Here is a 13,184-nt window from a genome sequence, read left to right as displayed (position 1 = left end):
CCGGCGTCAGGGCCTCGACCCCGAGCCCAGGTGGTGTGCCGCGTCACCACTCCCCGGAGCCCACCGGAACGCGGGCCGTGTCCACGGCGCGGAACCCGGGTAGGCAGCGGTGCGTTCACGTCTGACCCGCTCACCGTCCGGCCACTCCGCGCCGGACCACGTGCTCGCGACGAGCGACTGGAGACCTGGGATGGCAAGCAACGGGCCCGATCCGCGCGACTTCCTCGACATGGCGCAGCGGATGCTCCGCCAGTTCTTCGACGAGCCGCGCCGCGCCGACCAGCCGTGGGCGGACGCGACCCGGGAGGCCGCGCGGCGCCGTCCCGAGCCGAGCCCTGAGGAGCAGCGGGAGAACCTCACGTTCGCCCTCGCCACGCGGGCCGTCGAAGCGCTCGAGGACCTCGCGCTCAACGTCGCGGCGATCCGCCAGCGGCTCGAGCGCACGGGCACGGAGTCGCAGGACCGGCCCAGGCAGCACGAGGACCCGCCGGAGCGGTGACCCGACCGGGCCCGGCCGGGTCACCGCCTCAGCGGACGTTCGACAGCTCCGCGGCGATCGTCGTGTCGTCGCCGTGCCCCGTCCGCACGACCGTGTCGCCGTGCAGGCTGAGCAGCTGGGCCCGGATCGAGTTCACGATCGTCGGGTGGTCGCTGAACGACCGCCCCGTCGCCCCGGGCCCGCCGCAGAACAGCGTGTCGCCGGTGAAGACCGTGCGCAGGTCCGCCGCGTGCAGGCAGGTGCTGCCCGGCGAGTGACCCGGCGTGTGCAGCGCGACCAGCCGGGTGCCGGCGACGTCGAACCGGGTGCCCGCCCGCAGGTCCTGGTCCGGCGCGGTGTCCGGGTGCGTCATGTCCCAGAGCATCCGGTCGGCGCTGTTGAACCAGATCGGTGCACCGGTGGCCTCGCGCAGCGCGGGAGCGGCGGTGATGTGGTCGTTGTGGCCGTGGGTCAGCACGATCGCGGTGACCTTCCGGCCGCCGATCGCCTCGACGATGGGCGCGGCGTCGTGCGGGGCGTCGATGACCAGCACCTCGTCGTCGTCCCCGACGAGCCAGACGTTGTTCTCGACGTCGAAGTCCTGGCCGTCGAGGCTGAAGACCCCCGGGATCACGACCTTCTCGATGCGCGCCCCCATCAGAACACCACCACCGAGCGCAGGACCTCGCCCCTGTGCATCTTCTCGAACGCCTCCTCGACGTCACCGAGGCCGATGGTCTCGCTGACGAAGGCGTCGAGGTCGAAGCGGCCCTGCAGGTAGAGGTCGACCAGCATCGGGAAGTCGCGGCTGGGCAGGCAGTCGCCGTACCAGGAGGACTTGACCGCGCCGCCGCGGCCGAAGATCTCGATCGCCGGCAGGGTGACCTCCATGCCCGGCGTCGGGACGCCGACCATGACGACGCGACCGGCGAGGTCGCGGGCGTAGAAGGCCTGCTCGAAGACCGCGGGGTGGCCGACGGCGTCGATCGCGACGTCGACACCGAAGCCGCCGGTCAGCGCCTTGATCGCCTCGACGGCGTCGGCCTCCTTCGAGTTCACCGTGTGGGTGGCGCCGAACTGCTTCGCCCACTCCAGCTTCCGGTCCTCGATGTCGACGGCGATGATCGTCGTCGCCCCCGCCAGCTTCGCGCCGGCGATCGCGGCGTCACCGACGCCGCCGCAGCCGAAGACGGCCACCGTCTCGCCGCGCTGCACGGCACCGGTGTTGATCACCGCGCCGACGCCGGCCATCACGCCGCAGCCGAGCAGACCGGCAGCGGTCGGGGGCGCCGCCGGGTCGACCTTGGTGCACTGACCGGAGTGGACGAGCGTCTTCTCCGCGAAGGCGCCGATGCCCAGCGCCGGGGAGAGCTCCGTGCCGTCGGCCAGCGTCATCTTCTGCGCGGCGTTGTGGGTGTTGAAGCAGTACTGCAGCTGGCCCTTGCGGCAGGCGCGGCACTCGCCGCACACCGCGCGCCAGTTGAGCACCACGTAGTCACCGACGGCGACGTTCGTGACCCCCTCGCCGACCGCCGCGACGACGCCGGCCGCCTCGTGGCCGAGCAGGAACGGGAAGTCGTCGTTGATGCCGCCCTCGCGGTAGTGCAGGTCGGTGTGGCAGACCCCGCAGGCCTGCACGTCCACGACCGCCTCCCCCGGGCCGGGGTCGGGGACCACGATGGTCTCGACCGTGACGGGCTGTCCCTTGCCGCGGGCCACGACGCCCTGCACCTCGTACGCCATACCGGCAGCCTAGGGGGCGCACCGCGAGCCGGCCGGGCCCGCTCCCGTCCTGCGGGACGCGGTCACGCCCGGGTCACGAGTTGCATGTTGGACGCGCAATCTCACGGGTGGCGCCGTACGGTGCCACCCGATAGCGACCCATATCACAGGGCGCGTCCCGGTCGTGTCCATCCGGCCGCACCGGTCCCGTCCCCGGAGGTTGTCCTCGTGGCAGTACCCAGCTTCCTGGCTCGTGAGCGCATCGTCGCCAAGCCAGGCTTCAACCGGTGGCTCATCCCACCCGCGGCGCTCGCCGTGCACCTCTGCATCGGCCAGGCGTACGCGACCAGTGTCTACAAGGTGGCGCTCGTCGAGCACTTCGACACGGGCCTCACCCAGATCGGGATCATCTTCTCGATCGCCATCGTGATGCTCGGCCTCTCGGCCGCCGTGTTCGGCACCTGGGTGGACAAGAACGGCCCCCGCGCCGCCATGTTCACCTCGGCCGTCTTCTGGGTCTCCGGCTTCCTCGTCGGCTCGCTCGGCATCTACACCGAGCAGCTCTGGCTGCTCTACCTCGGCTACGGCTTCCTCGGCGGCATCGGCCTGGGCATCGGCTACATCTCGCCGGTCTCCACGCTGATCAAGTGGTTCCCCGACCGCCCGGGCCTGGCCACCGGCATGGCGATCATGGGCTTCGGTGGCGGTGCGCTCATCGCCTCGCCGCTGTCCCGCCAGCTGATGAACTGGTACGACCCGAACTACGACCCGGCCGTCGCCGGCACGGTGCCCAGCGGCAACGCCGTCGCGGGTCTGTTCCTCACCCTCGGCCTGATCTACCTGGTCTTCATGATGTTCGGCGCGTTCATCATCCGCGTGCCCGCGGCCAACTGGCGGCCCGACGGCTTCGACCCGTCGACCGTCAAGCAGAAGTCCCTGGTCACCACCGAGAACGTCTCGGCCAACAACGCGATCAAGACCCCGCAGTTCTGGCTGCTGTGGACCGTCCTGTTCTGCAACGTGACCGCCGGCATCGGCATCCTCGAGCAGGCCGCGCCGATGATCCAGGACTTCTTCCGCACCGGTGCGACCTCCACGGTCCTGGCCGCCACGGCCGCCGGCTTCGTCGGCCTGCTCTCGCTGTTCAACATGGCGGGCCGGTTCGTGTGGTCCTCGACCTCGGACTACATCGGCCGCAAGCCGATCTACATGGTCTACCTGGGCGTCGGCATCGTCCTGTACGTCATCCTGGCCACCCTCGGCAGCACGGCGACCTGGATCTTCGTGGTCACCGCCGCGATCATCATCAGCTTCTACGGCGGTGGCTTCGCCACGGTCCCGGCGTACCTGCGCGACCTCTTCGGCACCTACCAGGTGGGCGCCATCCACGGCCGGCTGCTGACCGCGTGGGCGGCCGCCGGTATCGCCGGCCCGCTGATCGTCAACGGCGTCCTCGACGCCCGCGGCACCCCGGGTGAGCTCGTCGCCGGCGACTACCGGCCGGCGCTGTTCATCATGGTCGGCCTGCTGGCCGTCGGCTTCGTCGCCAACCTGCTGATCAAGCCGGTCGCCGAGAAGTGGTGGGAGCCCAAGCCCACCGACGTCCCCACCGCTGCCGCGGCCCCCGAGAGGAGCACCGTCCGATGAGCCACCCCGCGTCCTCCACGGCCGGCGACCAGCCGACCACGCACACCCCCACCGGCCTCATCGCCTTCGCCTGGGCGCTGGTGGGCGTCCCGCTGGTGTACGGCCTCTACAACACGATCAAGGCGGCCAGCGCGCTCTTCGGCGGCTGAAGTCCCTGACCACCCCGAGCACGGCCACTGCGCCCCCGTCCGCGTCCTGCGGGCGGGGGCGCAGCGCTGTCCGGGGGGGCCGTCCGGCCGGCGCGGGTCGCCCCGGGCCGGGCAGGGTCCAGCCGCGTGCGCCCGCGGCTCGACCCTGCGTCGTGCGGGTCGACCCGCGACGGGGGCTCAGCCGTGTCTCAGCGGGCGAAGGGGGAGATGGTCCGACAGGTCGGCGCGGTTGCCGCTGGCGGTGACCTTCCCGGCGGCGACGGCGTCCGCCCAGGTCGTCCGGCCGCTGACCAGCCGCAGCCAGGTCGCCGCATCGGTCTCCACCACGTTGGGCGGCGTGCCCCGGGTGTGCCGGGGCCCCTCGATGCACTGGACGGCGACGTGCGGGGGCACCCGCACCTCCACCGACCGGCCGGGCACCTGCTGGGCCAGCCACCGGGCGCTGGTCTTCACCGCGGCACCCACCACCGACCGCGGCGGACGCTCGGCGTCGTCGTCCAGCCAGGCCCGCACCGGCGCCAGGACGGCGCGCAGCTCCTCGGCCGGGATCGGGGCGGCCGCCGGCATCAGGAGGTGGGGACGGTGCCCGCCGGAACGGTGCCGACCGCGTCCTCGGGGCGGCCGAACAGCGCCGGGAGGGTGGCGCTCCAGGCGGCCCGCAGCTCGGCGAGCGGCAGCTCCAGCACGCCGTCGAGGGACAGCCCGTCCCCGCCCGTCGTCCCGATCTCCGTCACCGGCACGCCGGCCCACCCGGCCGTCGTCTTGACCCCGCCGGGATCCGACGTCGTGATGACGGCGCGGGCGGTCGACTCGCTGAACAGCGCGGTGAACGGGTCGTCGCCGAGCGTCAGCCGGGCACCGACGCCGTAGCGCAGCGCCGACTCGGCCAGCCCCTGCGCCAGCCCGCCGTCGGCGAGGTCGTGCGCGGAGCTGATCAGGCCCTCGCGGCCGAGCGCGCCCAGCAGGTCGGCCAGCGCGCGCTCCGCGCTCAGGCGCACCGCCGGCGGCTGACCGCCCAGGTGGCCGTGCACGACGCTCGCCCAGGCCGAACCGCCGAACTCGGGCGTGGTCTCGCCGACCAGCAGCACCGTCTCCCCCGGCGTCCGCCAGCCGGTGGGCACCCGGGTGCGCACGTCCTCGTGCACGCCCAGGACGCCGATGACCGGGGTCGGGTTGATCGGGACGTCGCCGGTCTGGTTGTAGAGGCTGACGTTGCCGCCGGTGACCGGCAGGCCCAGCTCGCGGCAGGCGTCGGCCAGGCCGCGGACGGCCTCGGCGAACTGCCACATGACCTCGGGCTCCTCCGGCGAGCCGAAGTTCAGGCAGTTGGTCACGGCGAGCGGCCTGGCACCGGAGACGGCGACGTTGCGGTAGGCCTCGGCCAGGTTCAGCTGCGCCCCGGTGTAGGGGTCCAGCCGGGCGTAGCGGGCGTTCCCGTCGAGGGAGAGCGCGATGCCGCGGTGGCTCTCCTCGTCGATGCGCACCACGCCGGCGTCGTCGGGCTGGGCCAGCACGGTGTTGCCCCGCACGTACCGGTCGTACTGCTCGGTGACCCACGTCTTGTCCGCGCCGTCCGGGCTGCTGACGACGGCCAGCCAGTGGGCCTGGAGCTCGGCACCGCTCGTGGGCCGCGGCAGGCGGGCGGGGTCGTCGGCCTGCAGGGCGTCGAGGTCGCGCGGCCGGGCCATGGGGCGCTCGTAGACCGGCCCCTCGTGCGCGACGGTGCGCGGCGGCACGTCGACGATCCGCTCGCCGTGCCAGTCGACGGTCAGCCGGTCGCCGGCGGTGACCTCGCCGATGACGGTGGCCAGCACGTCCCACTTGCGGCAGACGGCGAGGAAGGCGTCGACCTTGGCCGGCTCGACGATCGCGCACATCCGCTCCTGCGACTCGCTCATCAGGATCTCGGCGGGCGTCAGCGTGCTGTCGCGCAGCGGCACGGTGTCCAGGTCGACGTGCATGCCGCCGGTGCCGGCGCTGGCCAGCTCGCTCGTGGCGCAGGAGAGCCCGGCGCCACCGAGGTCCTGGATGCCGGTGACGAGGTCGGCGGCGAAGATCTCCAGGCACGCCTCGATGAGCAGCTTCTCGGTGAACGGATCGCCCACCTGGACGCTGGGGCGCTTCGCCGGCCCCTCGGCGTCGAAGGTCTCGGACGCCAGGACGGAGACCCCGCCGATGCCGTCGCCGCCGGTGCGGGCGCCGAACAGGATGACCTTGTTGCCGACGCCCTCGGCCTTGGCCAGCCGGACGTCCTCGTGCTTCATGACGCCCACGCACAACGCGTTGACCAGCGGGTTGCCCGCGTAGCAGTCGTCGAAGAGCAGCTCGCCGCCGATGTTCGGCAGGCCCAGGCAGTTGCCGTAGCCGCCGACGCCGGCGACGACGCCGGGGAGCACGCGGGCGGTGTCGGGGGCGTCGGCCCGGCCGAAGCGCAGGCTGTCCATCACGGCGATCGGGCGGGCGCCCATCGTCAGGATGTCGCGGACGATGCCGCCGACGCCGGTGGCCGCGCCCTGGTATGGCTCGACGTAGCTCGGGTGGTTGTGCGACTCGACCTTGAAGGTGACTGCGTAGCCGTCCCCGACGTCGACGACGCCGGCGTTCTCGCCGATGCCGACCAGCAGCGCGTCGCTGGGCGGCAGGTCGCCGAACTGCCGGAGGTGCACCTTGGAGCTCTTGTAGGAGCAGTGCTCGCTCCACATGACCGAGTACATGGCCAGCTCGGCGGTGGTGGGCCGGCGGCCGAGGATCTCCTTGATCCGGTCGTACTCGTCGGCCTTCAGGCCCAGCTCGGCGTAGGGCTGCTCGTCGTCAGGCGTGCCGGCCGCGAGGTCGACGGTGTCGAGCCGGTGGGCCAGCCGGCCCGGGCCGGTGTCGAGGTCGGAGAGCCCCGCGGTGGCGCTGGCCTGTCCCGCCGTCACGTCCTCGCTCACGCGCTGACAACCGCCTTCAGAACGGAGGTGAAGAAGCCGAGCCCGTCGGTCGACGGGCCGGTGAGATCCTCGATCGCGTGCTCCGGGTGCGGCATCAGCCCCACGACCCGGCCGTCCGCGCTGGTGACGCCGGCGATCTCCCGGGAACTGCCGTTCGGGTTGCCCCCGGCGTAGCGGAACACGACCCGGCCCTCGCCCTCGAGCCGGTCGAGGTCGGCGTCCGCGGCGACGTAGCGGCCCTCGCCGTTCTTCACCGGGATCACGATGCGCTGGCCGGTCTCGTAGTCGGCGGTCCAGGCGGTGTCGGCGCGCTCCACGACCAGCACCTGGTCGCGGTTGCGGAAGTGCAGGTGGCTGTTGCGGGTCAGCGCGCCGGGCAGCAGACCCGCCTCGCAGAGCACCTGGAAGCCGTTGCAGATGCCCAGCACCGGCATGCCCTGCTTCGCCCGGTCGACGACGTCCTGCATCAGGGGCGCCCGGGCCGCGATCGCCCCGGCGCGGAGGTAGTCGCCGTAGGAGAAGCCACCGGGGAGGACGACGGCGTCGACGTCCTTCAGGTCGTGGTCGGCGTGCCACAGGCCGACCGGCTCACCGCCGGCCAGGCGCACCGCTCGCGCGGCGTCGACGTCGTCCAGGGAGCCCGGGAAGGTGATGACACCGATGCGCACGATCGCTCTCTCAGTCGGTGGGGAGGTGCAGCTCGACGTCCTCGATGACCGGGTTGGCCAGGAGCGTCTCGGCGATCTGCCGCAGCTCGGCCTCGTCCGGGGTCCCGTCGACCTCGAGCACGAAGTGCTTGCCCTGGCGGACGCTCCGCACGGAGTCGTGGCCGAGCCGGCCGAGCGCGCCGAGGACCGCCTGACCCTGGGGGTCGGAGATCTCCGGCTTGAGGACCACGTCGACGACCACCCGGGACACGCCGACGAGGGTACCGGGCGGCGCCGCACCGCTCTCCGCCGCGCCTCCGTGCCCGCCGGGCGATGTGCGGCAGCGGCGCGTTTCCGTACTGCTGACGCGCCCTGGGCGCACATTTCCGGGCGAGGTCAGGCGAAGGGGGTGCCGGTCAGGCGTTCGTAGGCCGTCACGTAGCGCTCACGGGTGGCCTCGACGACGTCGGCGGGCAGCTCCGGCGGCGTGGAGACGCGGTCCCAGCCCGACGACGTCAGCCAGTCGCGCACGAACTGCTTGTCGTAGGAGGGCTGGACCGCGCCCGGCGACCAGGTGTCGGCCGGCCAGAAGCGGGACGAGTCCGGGGTCAGGACCTCGTCGCCGAGGACCAGGCTCCCGTCCGGGTCCACCCCGAACTCGAACTTGGTGTCGGCCAGCACGATGCCGGCCTCCGCCGCGATCTCCGCGCCGCGCCGGTACAGCGCCAGCGTCAGCTCGCGCAGCTCCTCGGCCCGCGCGGCCCCCACGGCTGCGACGACGGCGGCGAAGTCGATCGCCTCGTCGTGCTCGCCCACCTCCGCCTTGGTGGACGGCGTGAACACCGGCGACGGCAGCTGCGAGCCCTCGACCAGGCCGGGCGGCAGGGCGACGTCGCGGATCGAGCCGGTCCGCTCGTACTCCTTGGTCCCCGAACCGGACAGGTAGCCCCGGGCCACGCACTCCACCGGCAGCATCTCCAGCCGCCGCACGAGCATCGCCCGGTCCGCGACGTCGGCCGGCACCCCGTCGTCCGCCCCCGGAGCCGCCGACACCAGGTGGTGCGACGCCCCGAACGACGCCAGCACCGGCGTCAGCTGCTCGAACCACCACACCGACAGCCGGGTCAGCACCGCACCCTTGTCCGGGATCGGCGTCGGCAGCACGTGGTCGTAGGCGGAGATGCGGTCCGACGCCACGAGCAGCAGCCGGTCGGAGCCGGCGTCGTAGATCTCCCGCACCTTGCCGCGGGCCACCAGGGGGAGATCGACGCTCACGACAGGGCCGCGAGCCGGTCGAACAGCGGGCCGAGGTTGGCCACGTACTTCTCCGGCCGGCAGATCTCGTCCAGCCGCGCCTCGTCCAGCGTCACGCCGGAGGCGGCCGCGCGATCGCGCAGCGTCGAGCGGAAGGGCACGCCGGACTTCCAGGTCTCCATCGCCGCCGACTGGACCAGGGCGTAGGCGTCCTCGCGGGACTGCCCGCTCTCCACCAGCTCCAGCAGCACCGACGAGGTGTAGATCAGCCCGCCGGTGGACTCCAGGTTGGCGCGCATCCGGTCGGCGTCGACGACCAGGTTCTCCACGAGCCCGGCGGTGAGGTCCAGCAGGTAGTCGGTGGTGATGGCGGCGTCGGGCAGGTAGACCCGCTCGGTCGAGGAGTGCGAGATGTCCCGCTCGTGCCAGAGCGGGATGCCCTCCATCACCGGCACGATCGCCGCCCGCACCACCCGCGCCAGCCCGGCGATGCGCTCGGACCGGATCGGGTTCTTCTTGTGCGGCATCGCGCTCGAGCCCTTCTGGCCCGACCCGAACGCCTCGGAGAGCTCGCGCACCTCGGTGCGCTGGCCGTGCCGCACCTCCAGGGCGATCGCCTCGCAGACGGTGGCGATGATCGCCAGCGCCGAGACCCACTCGCTGATCGAGTCGCGCAGCACCACCTGGGTGGAGGCGTCGGCGGGCTGCAGGTCCAGGGCCCGGGCGACCGCGACCTCGACCGAGGGGTCGATCAGCGAGTACGTGCCGACGGCGCCGGAGATCGCGACGACGCCGACGCGCTCGCGGGCCGCCCGCAGCCGGTCGCGCGACCGGGCCGCGGCGAAGGCGAGGTCGGCGACCCGGTGCCCCCACACGTCCGGCTCGGCGTGCACGCCGTGCGTGCGGCCGACCTTGATCGTGTCCCGGTGCGCCAGCCCGTGGTCGCGCAGCGCCGCCACGAGGCGGTCGGCCTTGGCCAGCAGGATGTCGGTGGCCTCGGTGAGCTGCACGGCCAGCGCGGTGTCCAGCAGGTCCGACGACGTCATGCCGTGGTGCACGAAGGCCGCCGCCGAGCGGGGCTCGGTGTTGTCGGCCCAGGCGGTGAGGAAGGCGATGACGTCGTGCTGCGTCGTCTCCTCGATCTCGGCGACCCGCTCGGCGGCGGGCGGCGGCGCGTTGCGCACCGGCTCGACGACGTCGGCCGGCACGCGGCCGGCGGCGGCGTGCGCCTCCAGCACCAGCGTCTCGACCCGGCACCACAGCTCGTACTTGTGGGCATCGCTCCAGACCCGGCCCATGTCGGGGAGCGTGTAGCGCTCGATCATGCGGGTACCGCCTGCCACTGCTCAGCTCGTCGCGCCACGGGGACAGTCTCCCGCAGGGCTAGCGTGATCACTAACGGCCCCTACGGACGGCGGAGGTGCGCGATGCTGCGCCGGGCCACGAACCTCACCGCACGCGCCCGTGCGCGCATCCAGGCGGCCCGGGAGCACGATCCGCACGGCTGGCACCACCACCCCCATCCCGTCGACCACCACGACGACGGGGAGCCGGAGCCGATCGACGTCGTGCCCGACCCGCAGGACGACGACGACGCCACCGGCCGGCCCCCCCTGGGCAGCCCGGCCCCCGGGGCCCCTGACCTGGACGGGGCGCTGGGTCCCGGCGGCGTCAGCGGCCCGCCCGACCACACCTCCCCCGACGGCGGCCGCCCACGCCCGCCGGCCCCCCGGCGCGGCTTCCTCCGCACCGGCGCCGAGGACGACGTCCCCTTCGGTCTCCGGACGGCGGCGGCCTGGGCCTGGCGGCTGATCGTGGTGATCGCCGGCTTCTACGTGCTGCTGTGGGCCGCCTCGTACGTGGCGGTGGTGGTTGTGCCGGTCATCGTCGCCCTGCTGCTGGCCGCGCTGCTCCAGCCGGGGGCGGCCTCCCTCGTCCGCTCCGGCTGGCCGCGGGGGCTGGCGGCCACGGCGATGCTGGTGGTCGGGCTCGCGGTGGTCGCCGGGATCATCACCCTGGTCGTGGAGCGCTTCACCGCCGGGTTCACCGACCTGGCGGCGCAGGTCAGCCAGGGCCTGGAGGAGGTCGAGTCGTTCGTCGTCCGGACCTTCCCGATCACCGCGAGCCAGCTCGAGGACGCCGTCGGCGAGCTGCAGGAGTTCCTGGTCAGCAACGAGGAGAGCCTCGCCACCGGCGCGATCACCACGGCCACCACCGTGGGCGAGGTCTTCACCGGCATCGTCCTCGCGCTCTTCACGCTCTTCTTCTTCCTCAAGGACGGCCGGTCGATCTGGCTGTGGCTGGTCGGGCTCTTCCCCCGCGAGTCCCGGGCCTACCTGGACGAGGCGGCCCGGCGGTCCTGGCGGACGCTGATCTCCTACGTGCGCGCGACCGTCGTGGTCGCCGGCGTGGACGCCGTCGGCATCGGCATCGGGCTCGCGATCCTGCAGGTGCCGCTGGTCATCCCGCTGGCGGCGCTGGTGTTCCTGGGCGCGTTCATCCCGATCATCGGGTCGTTCCTCGCCGGATCGGTCGCGGTGCTGGTGGCCCTGGTGTCCGTGGGTCCGGTCAAGGCGCTGATCGCCCTGGCGATCGTCGTGCTGGTCATGCAGCTCGAGGGGCACGTGCTGCAGCCCCTGCTGCTGGGCCGGGCCGTGCACGTGCACCCGCTGGCGGTCGTGCTGGCGATCGCCGCCGGCCTGCTGATCGGCGGCATCTTCGGCGCGCTGATCGCCGTCCCGACGGTGGCGTGCGTGAACGTGGCCGGCACCTACCTCAGCCGGCGCCACGAGGGCCCGCGCCCGCCCGAGCCGCGGCCGGAACGGGCCCGCCCGGCGGTCTCCGCCGGCTGAGGCTCAGCCGAGGGTGATCCGCCCCTCGACGGCGGCCAGCGCGATGTCGGTGCGCCAGTGCGCGTCGGCCAGCCGGACGCCGGCCACCCGCTCGTAGGCCGCCTGCCGGGCGGCGGCCAGGTCGTCGCCCACCGCGGTGACGGCCAGCACCCGGCCGCCGGCGGAGACGACCGTGCCGTCGGCGGTCAGCGCCGTGCCGGCGTGCAGCACACCCGCGCCGCCCGCGCCGGTGATCGGGTCCCCGGTCCGCGGCGCCTCCGGGTAGCCCGGCGCCGCCACCACCACGGTCACCGCGGCGCCGGAACGCCAGCGCAGCGGCGGGTGGTCGGCGAGGGTCCCGGTGGCCGCGGCGTGCAGCAGCCCGCCCAGCGGGGTCTCCAGCAGTGGCAGCACGACCTGGGTCTCGGGGTCACCGAAGCGGGCGTTGAACTCCACCACGCGGATGCCGCGCGAGGTCAGCGCCAGCCCGGCGTAGAGCAGCCCGCTGAACGTCTCGCCGCGTCGGGCCATCTCGTCGACGGTCGGCTGCAGCACGGTGGCCAGCACCTCGTCGACCAGTCCCGGCGGGGCCCAGGGCAGCGGCGCGTAGGCGCCCATGCCGCCGGTGTTGGGGCCGCCGTCCCCGTCGTCGCGCCGCTTCGCGTCCTGGGCCGGGACCAGCGGCAGCACCGTCGTCCCGTCCGTGACGGCGAACAGCGAGACCTCCGGCCCGTCCAGGTACTCCTCGACGAGCACCGCGCCGCCGGCGTCGAGCACCCGGCGACCGTGGGCGGCAGCGGCCTCGCGGTCGGGCGTGACGACGACGCCCTTCCCGGCGGCCAGGCCGTCGTCCTTGACCACGTAGGGCGCCCCGCCGGTCAGCCCGGCCACCTCGTCGAGCGCGGTCTCGAGCTCGGCGGCACCGCCGACGGCCCACGACCGGGCGGTCGGCACCCCGGCCGCCGTCATCACGTGCTTGGCGAAGGACTTGCTGCCCTCCAGCTGCGCGGCCTGCGCCGACGGGCCGAAGCAGGCGATCCCGGCCTCCCGGACCGCGTCGGCGGCCCCGGCGACCAGCGGCACCTCGGGCCCGACCACGACCAGGTCGGCCCGCCAGTCCCGCGCCAGCGCGGCCACCGCGACCGGATCGGCCACTGCCAGCGACTCCCCACCGGCCGGTGGCGGGGCGACCGCCCGCGTCCCGGCGTTGCCGGGGGCGCAGGCGAGCCCGCTCACCGCGGGGTCGGACTGGAGAGCCACGCACAGGGCGTGCTCCCGGGCACCGGAGCCGATCACCAGCACGCGCACGAGCGGCGACCCTACCGATCCCGTGGCCGCAGGCGTCGCGGAGGGCCCGTCCCACCCGTCCCAGACACCTCAGGTGAGGTAGATCACAATCTGTCCCGAATACTGCTGGTCAACGAAGCGGCCGCTCGATCGTGCGCAACCCGTCTCCTCCAGTTCCCCCCACATTCATCCGACTCAGGTGTGGTGGGTGCCATGCGCGCGACCGAGTCGCCGGC

At 73.5% G+C, this 13,184-nt stretch carries 13 protein-coding genes; 4 read left to right on the top strand and 9 right to left on the bottom strand.

Translation table 11 applies throughout. From position 1 onward, the window contains the following. The first annotated feature begins 190 nt into the window (after positions 1–190). Positions 191–499: a hypothetical protein gene (locus ACI79T_RS02285; protein ID WP_456608426.1), complete on the top strand. Its 309-nt coding sequence runs from the start codon at positions 191–193 to the stop codon at positions 497–499. Between the two features lie 28 nt (positions 500–527). Here ACI79T_RS02285 and ACI79T_RS02280 read toward each other — a convergent pair whose 3' ends face one another. Together ACI79T_RS02280 and ACI79T_RS02275 are read right to left on the bottom strand one after the other, a co-directional pair. Then, positions 528–1,136, bottom strand: coding sequence for an MBL fold metallo-hydrolase (locus ACI79T_RS02280; protein ID WP_456608425.1), 609 nt, complete (start codon positions 1,134–1,136; stop codon positions 528–530). Next, on the bottom strand, positions 1,136–2,221 hold the full coding sequence (locus tag ACI79T_RS02275) for an S-(hydroxymethyl)mycothiol dehydrogenase (RefSeq protein WP_456608424.1): 1,086 nt from the start codon (positions 2,219–2,221) through the stop codon (positions 1,136–1,138). Before ACI79T_RS02275 ends, ACI79T_RS02280 begins: the two co-directional genes overlap by 1 nt. A 207-nt stretch (positions 2,222–2,428) precedes the next feature. Here ACI79T_RS02275 and ACI79T_RS02270 point away from each other — a divergent pair, with 207 nt between their 5' ends. Together ACI79T_RS02270 and ACI79T_RS02265 are read left to right on the top strand one after the other, a co-directional pair. After that, positions 2,429–3,847: an OFA family MFS transporter gene (locus tag ACI79T_RS02270; protein WP_456608423.1), complete on the top strand. Its 1,419-nt coding sequence runs from the start codon at positions 2,429–2,431 to the stop codon at positions 3,845–3,847. After that, positions 3,844–3,996, top strand: a complete 153-nt coding sequence (locus ACI79T_RS02265) for an MFS transporter small subunit (RefSeq protein ID WP_456608422.1) — start codon at positions 3,844–3,846, stop codon at positions 3,994–3,996. Before ACI79T_RS02270 ends, ACI79T_RS02265 begins: the two co-directional genes overlap by 4 nt. 177 nt (positions 3,997–4,173) lie before the next feature. On the opposite strand, the gene ACI79T_RS02260 is transcribed toward ACI79T_RS02265, so the two are convergent. The 6 genes from ACI79T_RS02260 to purB all read right to left on the bottom strand — a co-directional run bounded on the left by ACI79T_RS02260 (position 4,174) and on the right by purB (position 10,155). After that, positions 4,174–4,563, bottom strand: a complete 390-nt coding sequence (locus tag ACI79T_RS02260; RefSeq protein ID WP_456608421.1) for a sterol carrier family protein — start codon at positions 4,561–4,563, stop codon at positions 4,174–4,176. Beyond that, on the bottom strand, positions 4,563–6,929 hold the full coding sequence (gene purL, locus ACI79T_RS02255; RefSeq protein WP_456608420.1) for a phosphoribosylformylglycinamidine synthase subunit PurL: 2,367 nt from the start codon (positions 6,927–6,929) through the stop codon (positions 4,563–4,565). Before purL ends, ACI79T_RS02260 begins: the two co-directional genes overlap by 1 nt. Beyond that, entirely contained in the window at positions 6,926–7,597 is a 672-nt protein-coding gene (purQ, locus tag ACI79T_RS02250; RefSeq protein ID WP_456608419.1) for a phosphoribosylformylglycinamidine synthase subunit PurQ, read from the bottom strand. Before purQ ends, purL begins: the two co-directional genes overlap by 4 nt. A 10-nt stretch (positions 7,598–7,607) precedes the next feature. Next, positions 7,608–7,847 (bottom strand): phosphoribosylformylglycinamidine synthase subunit PurS, encoded by a 240-nt coding sequence (purS, locus tag ACI79T_RS02245; protein WP_456608418.1) that lies wholly within the window; start codon positions 7,845–7,847, stop codon positions 7,608–7,610. Between the two features lie 125 nt (positions 7,848–7,972). Beyond that, positions 7,973–8,851, bottom strand: a complete 879-nt coding sequence (locus ACI79T_RS02240; RefSeq protein ID WP_456608417.1) for a phosphoribosylaminoimidazolesuccinocarboxamide synthase — start codon at positions 8,849–8,851, stop codon at positions 7,973–7,975. Beyond that, complete coding sequence (purB, locus tag ACI79T_RS02235) at positions 8,848–10,155, bottom strand: adenylosuccinate lyase (RefSeq protein ID WP_456608416.1); 1,308 nt, start codon at positions 10,153–10,155, stop codon at positions 8,848–8,850. Before purB ends, ACI79T_RS02240 begins: the two co-directional genes overlap by 4 nt. Before the next feature lie 102 nt (positions 10,156–10,257). Between purB and ACI79T_RS02230 the strand changes: the two genes are divergently transcribed. Then, on the top strand, positions 10,258–11,682 hold the full coding sequence (locus ACI79T_RS02230) for an AI-2E family transporter (RefSeq protein WP_456608415.1): 1,425 nt from the start codon (positions 10,258–10,260) through the stop codon (positions 11,680–11,682). A 3-nt stretch (positions 11,683–11,685) separates the two neighbouring features. On the opposite strand, the gene purD is transcribed toward ACI79T_RS02230, so the two are convergent. Then, a complete protein-coding gene (gene purD, locus ACI79T_RS02225) occupies positions 11,686–12,969 on the bottom strand; it encodes a phosphoribosylamine--glycine ligase (RefSeq protein ID WP_456608414.1) in 1,284 nt (427 codons plus the stop codon). Positions 12,970–13,184: the final 215 nt, after the last annotated feature.

It is taken from the genome of Blastococcus sp. SYSU DS0619 (assembly GCF_054051035.1).
Note: the sequence above shows the minus strand (reverse complement) of the source record. Positions and strands in the feature narration are given on the sequence as shown.

Excerpts from the sequence above, each read along its gene's own strand:
- ACI79T_RS02275 (WP_456608424.1), bottom strand. The coding sequence starts at position 2,221 with ATGGCGTACGAGGTGCAGGGCGTCGTGGCCCGCGGCAAGGGACAGCCC.
- ACI79T_RS02260 (WP_456608421.1), bottom strand. The coding sequence starts at position 4,563 with ATGCCGGCGGCCGCCCCGATCCCGGCCGAGGAGCTGCGCGCCGTCCTG.
- ACI79T_RS02280 (WP_456608425.1), bottom strand. The coding sequence starts at position 1,136 with ATGGGGGCGCGCATCGAGAAGGTCGTGATCCCGGGGGTCTTCAGCCTC.
- ACI79T_RS02265 (WP_456608422.1), top strand. The coding sequence starts at position 3,844 with ATGAGCCACCCCGCGTCCTCCACGGCCGGCGACCAGCCGACCACGCAC.
- purB (WP_456608416.1), bottom strand. The coding sequence starts at position 10,155 with ATGATCGAGCGCTACACGCTCCCCGACATGGGCCGGGTCTGGAGCGAT.
- ACI79T_RS02285 (WP_456608426.1), top strand. The coding sequence starts at position 191 with ATGGCAAGCAACGGGCCCGATCCGCGCGACTTCCTCGACATGGCGCAG.
- ACI79T_RS02230 (WP_456608415.1), top strand. The coding sequence starts at position 10,258 with ATGCTGCGCCGGGCCACGAACCTCACCGCACGCGCCCGTGCGCGCATC.